A 14138-nucleotide genomic window follows, 5' to 3' on the forward strand; every position below is an offset into this window, starting at 1 on the left:
CTGATCCTATTATGCGCCTGGCCTCCACGGGCGGCAACCGGTGCCGCCGGGTGACCGGTTTAGCCAGCCATGGTGGCATGAGAAGAGCCGGTTATGGCCGCCTGATCATCGCCTGGCGGACAGGGATCGGGCAGACGCTCTTCCGGCCCGGCTGGTAGCATGACCAGGCCGGAGATCATCTTGGGGTAGAAGTCTGTGCTCTTCTGAGGCATTTTCTCCCCGTGGGCGGCCACCGCCTTGATCTGAGCCATGGTGGTTGGGCTGAGGAAGATGGCGAACTCCCCCCGGCCAGCGTTGATGTTGTCCACCGGGCGCTGCGGATCGCGGTGATAGCGGATCAGAGACTTGTCCTCGATGCCCGCTGGCGGGACACCGGCGGCCTGCTCCAGCAGCAGGCGGTGGGCGATGGTCACGGCCAGCGAGCGCCACGCCTGTGAGCGATCGGGCGCCAGGGTATCGAGGATGGCTTCGTCGCGCAGGGTCAGGACGTAGAAGCCGACCTCTGGCCCGCCATAGAAGCCGAAGGCATGGCCACGCGGGTGGGCATTGACGGCGGCCAGCATCGCTTCCAGATCGGCGGCCGGCGCGATGGCGAAGTGCGCCGCAGCGCGGGCCAGCACCTCAGCCGGGCTGACCGCACCGAAATCGTGAATCTCGCGGTGGGTGGGCAGGATGATCAGTCCCGGATCGTCCATACTGACCAGCGTTGCGCTGATGAAATTGACGGCGGCGTCCGGGGGCAGCGCCTGCTGTTCCTGGCGGTAGGCCAGGGCGGTCTCGTAGCGGTGATGCCCGTCGGCGATAATCAAGCCCTGCAGCGGGGCGAGAATGCTCCCCACAGCGTGGATGATCTCCGGATCGGTGATGACCCAGACGCGCTGGCGGACCTGGTTCTCGAACAGTTCGGTCGCGTCAATGGCCGGAGTGCGATCGGCGATGGCGGCGCGGAGCAGGGTGTTAACGCGATTCTCCCGATCAGGGTAGAGGACAAAGATCTGCTCTGGCTGCACCTGCAGGGCGTGCAGCAAGCGCAGGCGATCGGCTCTGGGACCGCGATGGGTACGCTCGTGGGGCAGGATGACGCCTTCCTCAAACTCATGCAGACCCAGCGCAGCGATCAGGCCCAGCCGCACGTGTGTTCGGCCAGCAATGGGGAAGGTTTGCTCGTAAACGTACAGGGCCGGGCGATCTTCGCGGATCAGGATTCCTTCAGCCAGCCAGTTCTCATACCGCTGGCGAGCGCAGCGATAATTGCCGTTGGTGGCGCAGGGGCCGGGCAGGCCGGTGTCTTCATTGTGGCCGAGGATAATCCCGGTGATGTTGTAGGGACTGAGTTGCCGGTAGCGGGCTGCCAGATCGGGGCCGATCCGGTCGTAGGGCTGGCTGAGCACGTCATCCAGCCGGGGGATGCGGGCAGGGTTGTAGCGAACCCCACGGAACGGTTTGATCACCGCCATAGCCAATCCCTTTCACAGCAGGTCGCCCCGGAGCAGGGGCGGGTGTGGCGTGAAAGCTCCGCCGATCGCAGGCCGCGCATCGGCGGAGCACAGGTGTAGCAAGGCAGGGCATGATCCGCGCCCTAGATCTGGATCGCCTGTCCCTCCAGGCCGAGGGCGGCTTCCATCAGGGCCTCGGACATTGTCGGATGGGCATGCACGTTACGCCCGATCTCGGCAGGTGTCAGTTCGGCCATCTGGGCCAGCGTCAGTTCCGGCAGTAATTCGGTCACGCCGTGGCCGATCAGGTGGCCTCCCAGCAACTCGCCGTACTTCTTGTCGCTGATCAGTTTGACGAAGCCCTCTTTTTCCCCCAGGCCCAGCGCCTTGCCATTGGCCTGCCAGGGGAAGCGGCTGACGTTGATCTCGTAACCGGCGTCGAGGGCCTGCTGCTCCGTGTAACCGAAGGAGGCGATCTGCGGCTGGCAGTATGTGGCGCGGGGCATCATCCGGTAATCGAGTGTGATCGTGTCATGCCCGGCGATGGCTTCCGCGGCCACAACGCCCATGGCTGAGGCAACATGGGCCAGCATGAGCTTGCCGGTTACGTCGCCGATGGCGTACACGCCGGGGACGTTGGTCGCCATGCGCTCATCGATGGCGATAAAGCCCCGTTCGTCAAGCGCCACGCCGGTATTTTCCAGCCCGTAGCCTTCCGTGCGCGGTTTGAAGCCGATGGCCTGCATCAGCTTCTCGGCTTCCAGAACTTCCTGCTTGCCATCCGGCGTCGTGACGCTGACCCGGACCCCGCTGGCGGTCTCCTCCACGCCGTCAACGCGCGTGCCGGTCATGAATTTGACTCCCAGGCGCTTGTAAGCCTTCTCCAGTTCTCTGGAGATTTCCTCGTCCTCCAGCGGCGCCAGGTGCGGCAGGTATTCGACCAGTGTCACATCCACGCCATAGTTGTGCAGGACATAGGTGAATTCCAGCCCGATCGCCCCCGCGCCAGCGATGATGATGCTCTTCGGCAGCGTTTCGCTCAGAATCATCTCCAGGTAGGTGATCACGCGCTCACTGAGCCTGGTGCCGGGCAGCAGGCGGGTGGTCGCCCCGGTGGCGATAATCACATTCCTGGCGGAAAGGGTCTCCGTGCCGCCCGCTTCCAGGGCGACCTCGATCGTCTTGGCGTCTTTGAAGGTTCCCCAACCGTCGTAGGTATCGATCTGGTTCTTCTTCATCAGGAACTGGACGCCCTTGACCAGCCGCCCGGAAACCTGGCGGCTGCGCTTGAAGGCGGTCGGATAGTCCAGCTGCAAATTGTCAAAGCTGAAGCCGAACTCTTTGGCGCGGTGCTGGAGGATATGCGCCAGTTCAGCGTTATGTAGCAAGGCTTTGGACGGGATACAGCCGACGTTCAGGCAGACACCGCCCCACCACTGCTTTTCCACGATCGCGGTCTTGAGTCCCAGTTGTGCGGCGCGGATGGCGGCCACATAGCCGCCCGGCCCGGCGCCGAGGACAACAACATCGTATTCTCTGGCCATGTGCTGCTCCATCGCTGGGGCGGGCAGGAAGCCCGCCGGCCTGTCAGATGCGCCGAGTCTAGCGCCTTTTGGGGCCAGACTCAACCGGACAAGAGAACCCCATGATTGGCGTGTTCAGTATCCCTATGGCTGCCCGCCCTCCGCCGCCGGGACCCATACTGCAAAGTCGTCGACCGTGAACGTCGCCGGCGTTTCCCCGGCGGAAAAGGCGATCCCACCCGGCGGCAGCGGGCCATCCGGCGCGGTATCTGCCAGCGAGAACATCTCTTCGCCGTCTACATCGACCACCAGCTGATTCCCGAAGGCGCCGAAGCGGATAGTGTGCCAGGCCGGGCCACTGATCACGGCGTCGGCGTATTCCTCGCCCAGGATGGTTTCGCCGCGGTAAAGGCGGACGCGCCCGGTAGGGCCAAGTCCGACGGCATAACTGCCTGCTTCCCCGGCGCGGATATTGAGCCGCCCTTCGCCTTCCTCTACCCACAGCCGCACCTGCACCACCACATCGCCGAAGATGTGATCGCCGTAGCGGGTTGGCTCCGGGCGGCCGCTGGCGACCAGGGCGGGCGTCATCCCCGGCCCGCCTGCTGCGCGATGCTCCCAGCCGTGGCCGAGTTGCCAGTCCAGCTGGAAGGTTTCGAAGTCGTCCACTGCGGCGGCGGTGAGCGGTGGTTCTTCAAAGCCGCTCAGACTGATGAAACGGCTGAAGATCACATAGCCCGCCGCGATGACCAGCACCGGGATGACCAGTGTGCCAACAACGATCGCGGTGGTGCGGTTGATTCCCATGGCAGACTCCTTACGGCGAGAGGCGCCCGGCGACCAGTTCAGCGATATCGTTTACCCTGACGGATGCATCGCCGTCTGGCACAGGCTTTCCGGTTGAATCAACGGCGCTGTGCAGCATGATGGCGCAGAACGGACAGGCCGTGACGACCGTCTGCGCGCCAGTGGCGGCGGCTTCTGCCAGGCGCATGGCATTGATCGGGCGCTCCTGGCGGGTTTCCATCCAAACCTGAGCGCCACCCCCGCCGCAACACAGGCTTCGCTGGCGGTGACGTGGCATTTCCGCCAGGGTGACGCTTTCCAGCGCCAGCAGAGTCTCGCGGGGGGCGTCATATTCGCCATTGTAGCGGCCCAGGAAGCATGGGTCGTGGTAGGTGATCACCCCCTTCCGGCGGCGGCGATCCCATTTTTGTAGCGAAAGCCGGCCCGCCCTCAGCAGGCCAGCGATGTAGGCGCTGTGGTGTATGACGGCGTAATGGCCACCGAAATCGGGATACTCGTTGCGGAAGGTGTGGTAGCAGTGCGGGCACTGGGTGACGATCAGGTTGAACGTGTAGCGGTTGAAGGTATCGATCAGCGCGGCAGTGGCCTGCTGATAGAGCGCCTCCTGGCCGCTGCGGCGCGCCCATTCGCAGGTGCAGCGTTCTTCCTCGCCCAGCACGGCGAAGTCCACGCCTGCGGCGCGGAAAATCTGGATCATCGCCCGGCTGACGCGCTGGCCTGCCGGGTCGTACGCCCCGGCGCAGCCGACCCAGTAGAGCACGTCAACACTGTGCCGGTCGGCCAGCAACGGCACGTCCAGCCCGGCGGCCCAGTCCAGGCGCGTCCCGCGCGGATGGCCCCAGGGATCGCCGGCGCGTTCGGCGCGAGTTAAGGCCCCAACTAGGCGATCGGGCGGTCGTCCTTCCATCAGGACCAGGTGCTGGCGCATGGCCAGGATGTCGGCCAGCGGCTCGTTGCCCACCGGGCAGATCTCCACGCAGGCGGCACAGGCGGTGCAGGCCCAGACCCCTTCAGGGGGCAGGGCGCTCTCAAATAGCGTGACGGGCGACTCCTTGCCAGCGGCCAGGAGTGCGCCGTGTTCCCTCAGAAAATAGCGCTTGTTGACCTCCAGCGCGGCGGGCGAAAGCGGTGTCCCGGCAGCATAGGCCGGGCAAACATCCTGGCAACGGTTGCACATGATGCAGGCGTAAGCATCGACGATCTGCGTACGGCTGAGGTGTTCGATGCGTTCCGCCCCGAAGCTCTCGATTGTCTCATCATCAAGGGGCAGGGGGGGCATGGCGCCGGGGCTGCGCCGTTCCGGGCGGGTCAGGTAGTTGACGGGGGCGAGCAGCAGGTGAAAGTGCTTGGTACGCGGGAACCAGGGCACGAAGACCAGGATCAGGCCGATGGCCAGCCAGAACATGACATGCTCGCCGACCTCCAGTAGCGCCGGATTGCCCCCGCTGAACAGGCCGCTGATCGCGCTGGCAAAAGGTTGGAAGGCATCCGGACCGTGCCGGGCTACCGTCAGCGCCTGCCCCAGGAAGCGTGCGCCAACGTGCCCCAGGATAAACGCGCCGACGATGGCCGAGTCGCGGCGGATGCCCCCGGCAGCAATGTCCGGATGGAGCAGGATGTCCGGGCGGAAGGTCAGGCGAGGGTCTCCGGCGATGAAGCGGCGGACGAGGAAGTAGAGCATGCTGAGGATCACGGCGACGCTGAGTACGTCAGCCAGCAGGCGGTAGGCGTCGGCCAGACCGTTCGTCCCTGGAAAGGCGTAATCCGCCAGGAAGCCTTCCAACACATCGCCCAGGTTGACCAGGAGATAGAACAGGAAGCCCCAGGCGATGGTGGCGTGCAGGATACTGGTGAACGGGCGGGCGTTCAGCACCGTACGCTGCGTGATCGTGACCTCAAGCGCCTGAAGTATCCGCCGGGCCAACCCGTTCAGGTGCAACGCGCCGTTGCCCCGCCGGATCACGGCGGCGACCTGCCCGAAGCTATGCCAGGTCAGGTACAGGGAGATGATGGCCAGGATGACAAACACGACTTTCTCAGGGAGGGAAAGCACCGTCTGCCTCCTTGATCGGGTAATGGGCGCGGAGCGCAAGGGACTGGTTTCAGTCTACACAGAGAGGCGGAGCGGTACAAACGGGCGACGGGAGGCAGACGTCAGAAGGCAGGCGGTTGAGAGACCAGGCAGCCGGGAGCGCGGGAAAGATCGGCGGACGCCTCAGGTCCGGGCAGGGGTATCGGTCGAGTCCGGCTCATCGGTGGGAGGCGTTTGTGGGGCCGGGGGCGCCGGTTTCTCCCCGAAGTCAGGGCCGAGCACCATCAATACGGTATCGTCGACCAGCCGCTCGATCTCGCTTTCCGGCAAAGGCTGGGTGTGCTCGTCGGCCCCGCCAGCGGAGCGCGAATAGGCGATCAGCAATTCCTCGGTATCCTGGATCGTGATCGGTGGTGGCTCACTGACCTGTGTTTCCCTGGCCGGATCGGGTGGGCGCTGACCCTGGGCGTAGACGAAGAAAGCCAGTTCCGTCATCTGCTCGGTACTCTGGACATGCAAGCGGCTACCGCTGAGGGTGACGAAATCGGCAGCCAGCTTTAGCTCAAGGGCGGTGTCTTCCAGCCGCCAGTTGCCCTGTAACCGCGCCAGTATCTCCTCCAGACTGCGCGGGCCAGGTCGGTCGCCGGTATGGCCAAAGCGAACGCGAAACCACATTCCGTTGGCCAGACTCTGCACTACCAGATGTACATTGGGGCCAAGCGTGAAAGCTGCTGAATAAAGCAGCAGCAGGGCTTCCTGCAGGGCCTCCCGGTTGCTTTCCAGAGTCAGGTTTTCTTCGGCGTGCAGCGGCGTGACCAGCTCAAGCTGCCCGCTCAGCCAGTCCAGCAGGTCCTGCACCGGGAACGGGCGGATGTGCTGGCGCGGCAGTAGTTCACCGAGTTTGTAACGAATCAGGGCCTGCCAGGCATTGAGCAGGTTGAGTACACCCAGCACCTCGCTGGTGGCGCGGGCCTGCCAGTAGGCGCGGGGTTTGCCTGCCGCGGTAGGCAGGTGCACCAGGCTGATAGCCGCCAGACCGGAGTTCAATGGCTCGATCAGGCGGCGCATCAGCAAGAATTGCAGTTGTCCCAGGGATTCCCAGTCGGGTTCGCGGGACATAGACGATCCCCCTGTCGGGATGGCTGGCATTGATTCCGGATCAGGCTGCTTCGCCGATCTCGGCGTATTCCGGCGTTTCAGTCGTCTCGGTCAGCGGCTGCCTGTCGGCCAGCCGTTCACGGAGGTCGCTGAGTGCCTGCTCGTAGATACGGGTCAGGTCGCGGTCCGGCCCCTTGTAGCGGCGCAGAGTCTGGATGGCGCAGGCAGCGCAGCCGCGCATGGCCCGGTAGCTGTCGGTCTCGCAGGCCAGGCAGCCATTGAGGCGGATCATCATCAGGCAAAAACCCAGTACCTCTTCGTGCGCTTCGGGGAGCTGCAGGACACGGTCGACCAGGGCGCGCCATTCGCTGCCGCGCAGGTCACGCAACTGGCGGGTCACATAGTGCGGGTATAGCAGTTCATTCTGCGTATACATACGTCATAAATCCTTGAAAATTCAGCAGATTACGCGGTTCCCGGCCGGCGGCGCGATTCCGCGATTTCCGGCTCCGGGGCATCCGCATCCTCGAAACTATAAATGTGCAAGTATGGTACTGTCGCATTCGTTTCTAGCATAGGAGGGCTTGGGGCAGGCATGATATAGGGCATGGGTACTAATCGGTGGTTTGCCAGTCTCCTGGCCTGCTGGTCTTTGCTTCTGGCGGCGCCCTCTGGCGACAGGCGTGCTTGGTGGCAGAGCGGGGAATGGTATACTGGCAGGCAGGCGCCGATTGGCGCAAGTGCTGCTGGTTGCAGGCGGAATACCGGGAGAACGCATGTGAGAAGGATGCTGTGGGTGGGGCTGCTGTTGATCCTGACTGGCTGTGCGGCGCTGGAGGGGCCTCCCGCACCCGCTATGCCCGATCTCAACCGGACATACACCCACCCCGGCGGCGTGTTCTCGCTGGCCCTGCCGCCATCGTGGATCGCGGGCGACCTTAGCAGCGGCGAGACCTTGCTGATGACCTTTGCCCCCCCGGAAGTGACACGCCCGCCGCTGACCGTCTATGTGGTGCGGCTGGCAAGCCCCTTGGATGGCACGGCTTTTGGCGCAGCGATGGGATCGTACCTGCGCTCGCCGCAGAACTGGACGCTGGATGTGGTCGACCAGCAGGCGATGGGTGACGGGAGCTGGCGTGTGGCTGGCATCCGCCAGGTGCGCGGGCAGGCATTGCCGGTGAACCTCTTTATGCTGCGGGAAGGGGCGTTCTTTTCCGCCCTGGAAGTTGTCGTACCGTCCGCTGATCCCTTTCTGGCTTCGCTGCTGACCATGATGGTCAATACGTACCGGATCAACCCGGAAGCTGCCTGGCCGGTCGGGACGGCGGGCGATTTCCCGCCGTTGGATGAGAACCTGTTGGTGGCGGGCGGAAATCTCTCCTTCAGTGCGCTGGCAGCGTGGGATGACAGCGAAGGTGGTTTTCACCTCAGCGGGCAGGTCGCCAACCGCGCCCCGTACCCGGTGGAAGCGGTGACGATCCAGGCTGTCCTGCTGGATGCCGCCGGGAATACCCTGGCTGAAGGGAGCGCCGCAATGCCGCTGTTTGTGTTGCCGTATGGCGAACTGGGGCCATTTGACGTACGTTTTCCGGGCGGACGGCCTCGTGGTGTGGCCCGCTATCGGCTGGAGGCGCGGGCGCAACATGCTGCGCAGCCAGAGGTGCTGCTTGGCGCGGGGGCGTTTGACTGGGAAGATCGCGCTGAATACGACGACAGTGGCCAGTTACACATCCGGGGGACACTCTGGCATATCAGCGACGCGCCGGCCTATGATCCTCAGGCAGTGATCACTCTGCTTGACAGCGCCGAACGGGTAATCGGGGTGACAGCAGCGAGCATCGGTGACGGCCCCATTCCGCCCGGCGGATCGTTACGCTTTGATGTGGCCGTTCCGCCCGGCGGCGCGGAAGCGGTGCACTATCAGCTGACCATCCAGGCCCGTCGCCAGCCTTGAGGGCGGGGCCTGGTGGCAGGCGAAGGCAGGAAGCAGGCTAAGATGATTGTCACGATCCTGGGATCGGGGGGCGGTACGGGCATCCCTAACCCGTTTTGTCAGTGCCCGACGTGTGAGACGGCGCGGCGGTATGGCGGCAGGGACCGCCGCAATGCGCCGGCGGTACTGATCAATGACGATTTGTTGATCGACTGCGGCCCCGACGTGATCAACAGTGCCCGGCAACTGGGGGTGTCGCTGGCTTCCCTGCAGGCGCTGGTGATCACGCACCGGCACAGCGATCATCTCGATCCCTGGTTTTTTCGTTCCCGGCGAAGCGTCAAAAATACTGAATTGCCGTTGCTGACTGTCTACGGCCCGCGCGACGCGCTTGATTCCGTTTTTGACTTTTATGCGCGGACGTTTGGCTGGAACCGGCCCATGCTGGAACAGGAGACACGCACCATCTGGCACCCGGTGGAAAGCGGCAGCCGCAAGCTGATCGGGCGCTACCGGCTACAGTTTTTCCCCGCCACCCATGGCAATGCGATGCTCCAGGCGGTGCTGGTCGGCGTACGAGATGCGCAGGCGGGTTATTTTCATTGCTACGATAGCGGCCCGCTGACAGAGGAAGCGTGGACGCTGCTGGGCGATCAGCGTTTTGATGCAGCGGCTATCGACGCCACGATCGGGCGGCAGAGCGATTTTTCCAGCGCCGAGCACATGACTGCTACCCAGGCGATCGAGACAGCCCATCGTCTGCGCGAGATGGGTATCCTGGCTCCTGAAGGGTACGCGCTGGCGACGCATTTCGTCCATCAGGATGCGGGCAGCCACGAGGATAAGGCGGCTTTCTACGCGCCCCAGGGCATGACACCGGCATATGATGGTCTGCAGCTGGTGCTGGGTGAAGCAGCGGAGACTCCGCCGGTGGAGATTGACTCGGCTGAGGATTGGGAAACATCCGGGTTGCAGGAATGACGCTGGCGATCGGTGTAATTGCAGTGAACAGGGGAGAGCCATGATCGAGATCGACATTCCCGGTAAAGAGACGTTGCGGCTGGAACACGCCGTTTTTGATGTCAACGGCACGCTGGCGCTGGATGGCGAACTGCTGGCCGGCGTGGCGGAGCGAATGGCCGCGCTGGGCGAGCGCCTGACGCTGCACATGCTTACTGCCGATACGCATGGCCGTCAGGCGGCGATTGACGCAGCACTGGGCTTCCAGGCCACGATTGTTTCCCGCGGTTCGGTGGAGAAGGCGGCTTATGTGCTCTCGCTGGGCGGGCAGGGGGTGGTGGCCATTGGCAACGGAGCCAATGATACCCACATGCTGCAGGCCGCCGCGCTGAGCATCGCCGTCCTCGGCCCGGAAGGGTTGGCCTTTGAGGCGATCAAGAGCGCGGATGTGGTGACTGGCTCGATCCTGGACGCGCTGGATCTGCTGCTGAAGCCGGATCGCTTGCGGGCAACGCTGCGCCGTTAGTATCCACTGACGCCGGTGGTATGCCAGCCCAAACCATGGAAGACCGGGGGTGGGGTTGCCCCCGGTGTTCCTGTTGCCGTCAAGCTTTTTTTCTTTCCTTGTGCTCACCGGGAGGATCTTGTGGCGCTCTTTCTGATCAAGTTCTTTCACAGCGCCGTCTTTGTCGTCGAAAGCGCCGCGATTCTCTATATTCTCTACAGTGGCCTGTTCAACATACGCAGCCCCTGGCTGGGGGTGGCCGTTGTGCTGGTGCTGGCCGAGGTAGTGGTGTACGTCGGCAATGGCACGCGCTGCCCCCTGACCAACCTGGCCCGCCAGATGGGCGATAAGACCGGTGATGACTTCATTGCCGACCTCTTCCTGCCCGCCTGGTTCACACCGCTGATCCCGCGTATCTGCGGTTCCCTGGCCGCAGTCGGCATGGTGCTGGTCGTAATACGCCTGCTGATCGGGTGATCGCACTGGCGGGACCGCGGCTGGTGCCCCGGTTGACGCCGTCATGGGGCGGTTTATAATCAAATCGTTGTTTGATTATCGCCAGCTGGAGCGTAAGACGATGGCACGCAGACCTGCCAGCCAGACCGTCAGCCGCCGGGCCATTCTGGACGCCGCGGCGCGCGTTTTTCATGAGCGCGGCTATCACGGGGCTACGATGCAGGACATCAGCGCCGCTGTTGGCCTGACGGCTGGCAGCCTGTACCACCATTTCAGCGGCGGCAAAGAAGCAATTTTCCTGGCGGTGCTGGAAGCCGGGCTGGCCCAGGTGACTGCTGATCTCAAGGCCATTGTGGCGTTGCCGCTGCCGCCGGATGAGAAGTTGCGCCGCGCCATTTGCGCCCATGTCCTCAGCGTGACCGAACACGTGGCGGTCGCTGCACTGATGGTCTTTGAGATGCGTACGGCGCTCAGCCTGCCGGAGGCGCCAGCTCGTTACCTGGCCGCCCGCGACGCCTTCGAAGGGCTGTACCGCCAGATGATCGCCGAGGGCATTGCTGCGGGGGTGTTCCGCCCGGTGGATGTCGGCGTGTTCACCCGCACCCTGCTGGGTGCGGCCAACTGGGTGAGCGTGTGGTATCGCCCGGAAGGGCGGCTGACCGGCGTTGACATCGCCGGGCAGATCGCCGATATTTTTCTCAACGCATTGCGGGCAGGGTAAGCCTGTTAACCGTTGGACTGGAGGGGAAGTCGTGTCACCATCATCACTGCGTACATCACTGCTTATGGTGGATCGGGACAGGTGCGGCATCTGCGGGTGCTGCGTGCCGGTATGCGCCACAATTGCCCTGGTGCTGCACGACGCGTATCTGGAAGTCATCAACGATCGCTGTACCTCCTGCCAGAAGTGCATTGTGGTCTGTCCCACTCATGCGCTTTCGGAAGTTGCGCTATCGGCAGTGGCGGCGCAGGGAGGGGAGCGGTGAAACTGCGGGAAGCTTACGATGTCATCGTAATCGGGGGTGGCCCGGGCGGCGCAGCAGCGGCGATCACAGCAGCCCGGCGCGGGTTGAGCGTCCTCCTGATTGAAAAGCGGCAGGAGATTGGCACGCCCGTTCGTTGTGCGGAAGCGATTGGCCGCGACCAGGTGGCGCCGTTCATCGCCCTGAACCCGGCCTGGATCGCCGCCGAGATCGACGCCTTTCGCATCTTCGGGCCGTCCGGCCAGTCGGTGCGTGTGCCGCCGACATCCCCCACGATCGTGGTTGAGCGCAAGCTTTTCGACCGTGAGCTGGTCAATGCGGCGGTGCAAGCCGGGGCGACAGCACGGGCCATGACGCGGGCAACCGGCCTGATCATCGAAGATGGCTTTGTGCGCGGCGTGAAGATGATCAGCCTGAGCCGGGAGGAAACAGTGCGGGCCAGAGTCGTCATCGGCGCGGACGGGCCGGAATCGCAGGTGGGGCTATGGGCTGGGCTGAGTACCATGCCACGCATGGCCGATTACTACACGGGATTTGAATACCTGCTGGCTGGTATCCCGCTCGACGATCCCCGCGAATGCCAGTACCACATCGGCAACGATCTCGCGCCAGGCGGGTATGCCTGGGTCTTCCCCAAAGGGCCGGATAAAGCCAATGTCGGCCTGGTGATCACAGCCACCCATGAGAAGAACGGCCGGAGCGCCCAGGATTATCTGGATGCTTTTGTCGAGCGGCGCTTCCCTGGCGCGTCTGTGCTTGCTGTGATGCTGGGCGGCATTCCGGTCGGCGGCACGGTCAAGGAGCTGGTCGGGAATGGGGTGATGCTGGTTGGCGATGCAGCCCACCAGGCCGAGCCGATCACCGGCGGTGGGATCAACCTGGCGATGTTCGCCGGGGAAATGGCCGCCAACGTTGCCGCCGATGCCATCGCCGCCGGGGACTGGTCAAAGAAGGCGCTGGAAGCTTATCCAAGGCGCTGGCATCAGGAGCACGGGCGCGCCATCAAGAGCATGGCTGCGCTGCGCCACAGCGTGCTGAAGTTTTCCGACGAGCGCTATGACCGGCTGGTAGCCCTGGCGGCGGAACTGCCGCTGGCGGAGATGAGCGCGTTTGACATCATCCTCCGCGTGCTGCGCCATGATCCTGCTCTGTTGCTGGCAGCGCGGGAGTTCCTCATCCCGACCTGAGTGTTTGCCGGGTGGGGGGCCTGTTCGGCAGGGCAGGCCCCCCATGGACTGTGCGGATTACCCGGCGGCTTTCCTGCCGGAAGAGACGCGGAGAAGGAGCAGCCCGGTATGGTGTCGTTTACCCCCACCGAAGAACAGCAGATGTTGATCGAGACGATTCACCGCTACGCCGAGGCGGAGGTGCGACCAATCGCCCACGAGGCGGACGAAACGGGCGAAATCCCCGCCGGGGTGTTGCGGGCCGGCTGGGAGATCGGCCTGATCCCGGCGGCGCTGCCGGAGGCGTACGGCGGTCTTGGCGAGCACGAGGCGCTGACTGGTGTCCTGGCGGCGGAGGAACTGGCCTGGGGTGACCTGGCCGTGGCGCTCAAGGTGCTGGCTCCTGCTCTGTTGGCCTACCCGGTGCTGATAGCCGGGACGGAGGCGCAACAGGCTGAACTGCTGCCGCTTTTCGCCGGTGATTATGTCCCCATGACCGCTGCGCTGGCCGAGCCAGGGCTGTTCTTTGATCCTCGCGCCCTGGCGACAACGGCTACCGCCCAGGATGGCGGCTATGTTCTCAATGGCGTCAAGAGCAATGTCCCCCTGGCGGCGGAAGCGCACAAGCTGCTTATCTATGCTCGCGAGGACAGTGGGGCGGTCGGCGCGTACATCGTCGATGCCGGGGCGGACGGGCTGACGATAGGCGAGCGGGAGAAGCTGATGGGCATCCGCGGCCTGCCAACGTATCCGGTCACGCTCTCCGGCGTGCGCGTCGATGCGGTGCGGCGACTGGGCGGGGAAGCCCCCCTGCCGTATGAGGCGATTCTCAACCGCCAGCGGGTGGCCCTGGCGGCGCTGGCGGTCGGTGTGGCACGGGCGGCTTTTGAGTACGCACGCGACTATGCCAAAGGGCGCGTCCAGTTCGGTGTGCCAATCGCCACCAAACAGGCCATTGCTTTCATGCTGGCCGAGATGGCGATTGAGGTCGATGCAGCGCGGCTGATGACCTGGGAAGCGGCCTGGAAGCTTGACCAGGGGCAGGATGCCACGCGGGAGGCGTACCTGGCGAGCCGTTACGCCGCCGATACGGTCGTCTTCGTGGCGGATAGCGCCGTGCAGACGCTGGGCGGTTACGGCTTCATCCGCGAATACCCGGTGGAGCGCTGGCTGCGGGATGGGCGGGGATTTGCCATGTTCTGTGGCCTGGCAACCGTCTGAGTGGTGCATTTCGGGTCT

Annotated in this window: 14 protein-coding genes; 8 read left to right on the forward strand and 6 right to left on the reverse strand. The window is 64.2% G+C overall.

Annotated elements, in window-relative coordinates; all coding sequences use genetic code 11:
• Positions 1-59 precede the first annotated feature (59 nt).
• From HPY64_03905 to HPY64_03930, 6 genes are all read right to left on the reverse strand, one after another.
• Positions 60-1457, reverse strand: coding sequence for a DUF1015 domain-containing protein (locus tag HPY64_03905; GenBank protein NPV66270.1), 1398 nt, complete (start codon positions 1455-1457; stop codon positions 60-62).
• 122 nt (positions 1458-1579) lie between these two features.
• Complete coding sequence (gene lpdA, locus HPY64_03910; protein NPV66271.1) at positions 1580-2980, reverse strand: dihydrolipoyl dehydrogenase; 1401 nt, start codon at positions 2978-2980, stop codon at positions 1580-1582.
• 123 nt (positions 2981-3103) lie between these two features.
• Positions 3104-3766 (reverse strand): hypothetical protein, encoded by a 663-nt coding sequence (locus HPY64_03915; protein NPV66272.1) that lies wholly within the window; start codon positions 3764-3766, stop codon positions 3104-3106.
• A 10-nt stretch (positions 3767-3776) separates the two neighbouring features.
• Positions 3777-5819 (reverse strand): (Fe-S)-binding protein, encoded by a 2043-nt coding sequence (locus HPY64_03920; protein ID NPV66273.1) that lies wholly within the window; start codon positions 5817-5819, stop codon positions 3777-3779.
• 162 nt (positions 5820-5981) lie between these two features.
• Entirely contained in the window at positions 5982-6917 is a 936-nt protein-coding gene (locus tag HPY64_03925; GenBank protein NPV66274.1) for a hypothetical protein, read from the reverse strand.
• Between the two features lie 40 nt (positions 6918-6957).
• The gene (locus HPY64_03930; protein NPV66275.1) at positions 6958-7332 is read right to left on the reverse strand and encodes a hypothetical protein; all 375 of its coding nucleotides are present in this window, start codon (positions 7330-7332) and stop codon (positions 6958-6960) included.
• A gap of 342 nt (positions 7333-7674) precedes the next feature.
• Between HPY64_03930 and HPY64_03935 the strand changes: the two genes are divergently transcribed.
• From HPY64_03935 to HPY64_03970, 8 genes are all read left to right on the forward strand, one after another.
• The gene (locus tag HPY64_03935) at positions 7675-8850 is read left to right on the forward strand and encodes a hypothetical protein (GenBank protein ID NPV66276.1); all 1176 of its coding nucleotides are present in this window, start codon (positions 7675-7677) and stop codon (positions 8848-8850) included.
• Positions 8851-8892: 42 nt separating this feature from the next.
• Positions 8893-9810 carry a hypothetical protein gene (locus HPY64_03940; protein NPV66277.1) on the forward strand — a complete coding sequence of 306 codons (918 nt, stop codon included), beginning with the start codon at positions 8893-8895 and terminating at the stop codon, positions 9808-9810.
• Positions 9811-9850: 40 nt separating this feature from the next.
• Complete coding sequence (locus HPY64_03945) at positions 9851-10315, forward strand: HAD hydrolase family protein (GenBank protein ID NPV66278.1); 465 nt, start codon at positions 9851-9853, stop codon at positions 10313-10315.
• Between the two features lie 120 nt (positions 10316-10435).
• A complete protein-coding gene (locus HPY64_03950) occupies positions 10436-10771 on the forward strand; it encodes a DUF2784 family protein (protein ID NPV66279.1) in 336 nt (111 codons plus the stop codon).
• 100 nt (positions 10772-10871) lie between these two features.
• The gene (locus tag HPY64_03955) at positions 10872-11471 is read left to right on the forward strand and encodes a TetR/AcrR family transcriptional regulator (protein NPV66280.1); all 600 of its coding nucleotides are present in this window, start codon (positions 10872-10874) and stop codon (positions 11469-11471) included.
• Between the two features lie 58 nt (positions 11472-11529).
• Positions 11530-11736: a 4Fe-4S binding protein gene (locus HPY64_03960; protein NPV66281.1), complete on the forward strand. Its 207-nt coding sequence runs from the start codon at positions 11530-11532 to the stop codon at positions 11734-11736.
• Positions 11733-12920, forward strand: a complete 1188-nt coding sequence (locus HPY64_03965; GenBank protein NPV66282.1) for an NAD(P)/FAD-dependent oxidoreductase — start codon at positions 11733-11735, stop codon at positions 12918-12920. The genes HPY64_03960 and HPY64_03965 overlap by 4 nt, the downstream gene beginning before the upstream one ends.
• A gap of 108 nt (positions 12921-13028) precedes the next feature.
• A complete protein-coding gene (locus HPY64_03970) occupies positions 13029-14120 on the forward strand; it encodes an acyl-CoA dehydrogenase (GenBank protein NPV66283.1) in 1092 nt (363 codons plus the stop codon).
• Positions 14121-14138 lie beyond the last annotated feature (18 nt).

The sequence above is a fragment of the Anaerolineae bacterium genome, from assembly GCA_013178165.1.
In the GTDB taxonomy this organism is placed as follows: Bacteria; Chloroflexota; Anaerolineae; order Aggregatilineales; family Ch27; genus Ch27.

What these genes read in the sequence shown, in the direction of transcription:
- HPY64_03905 (NPV66270.1), bottom strand. Translation starts at nt 1,457, where the DNA reads ATGGCGGTGATCAAACCGTTCCGTGGGGTTCGCTACAACCCTGCCCGC.
- lpdA (NPV66271.1), bottom strand. Translation starts at nt 2,980, where the DNA reads ATGGCCAGAGAATACGATGTTGTTGTCCTCGGCGCCGGGCCGGGCGGC.
- HPY64_03915 (NPV66272.1), bottom strand. Translation starts at nt 3,766, where the DNA reads ATGGGAATCAACCGCACCACCGCGATCGTTGTTGGCACACTGGTCATC.
- HPY64_03925 (NPV66274.1), bottom strand. Translation starts at nt 6,917, where the DNA reads ATGTCCCGCGAACCCGACTGGGAATCCCTGGGACAACTGCAATTCTTG.
- HPY64_03930 (NPV66275.1), bottom strand. Translation starts at nt 7,332, where the DNA reads ATGTATACGCAGAATGAACTGCTATACCCGCACTATGTGACCCGCCAG.
- HPY64_03940 (NPV66277.1), top strand. Translation starts at nt 8,893, where the DNA reads ATGATTGTCACGATCCTGGGATCGGGGGGCGGTACGGGCATCCCTAAC.
- HPY64_03945 (NPV66278.1), top strand. Translation starts at nt 9,851, where the DNA reads ATGATCGAGATCGACATTCCCGGTAAAGAGACGTTGCGGCTGGAACAC.
- HPY64_03955 (NPV66280.1), top strand. Translation starts at nt 10,872, where the DNA reads ATGGCACGCAGACCTGCCAGCCAGACCGTCAGCCGCCGGGCCATTCTG.
- HPY64_03970 (NPV66283.1), top strand. Translation starts at nt 13,029, where the DNA reads ATGGTGTCGTTTACCCCCACCGAAGAACAGCAGATGTTGATCGAGACG.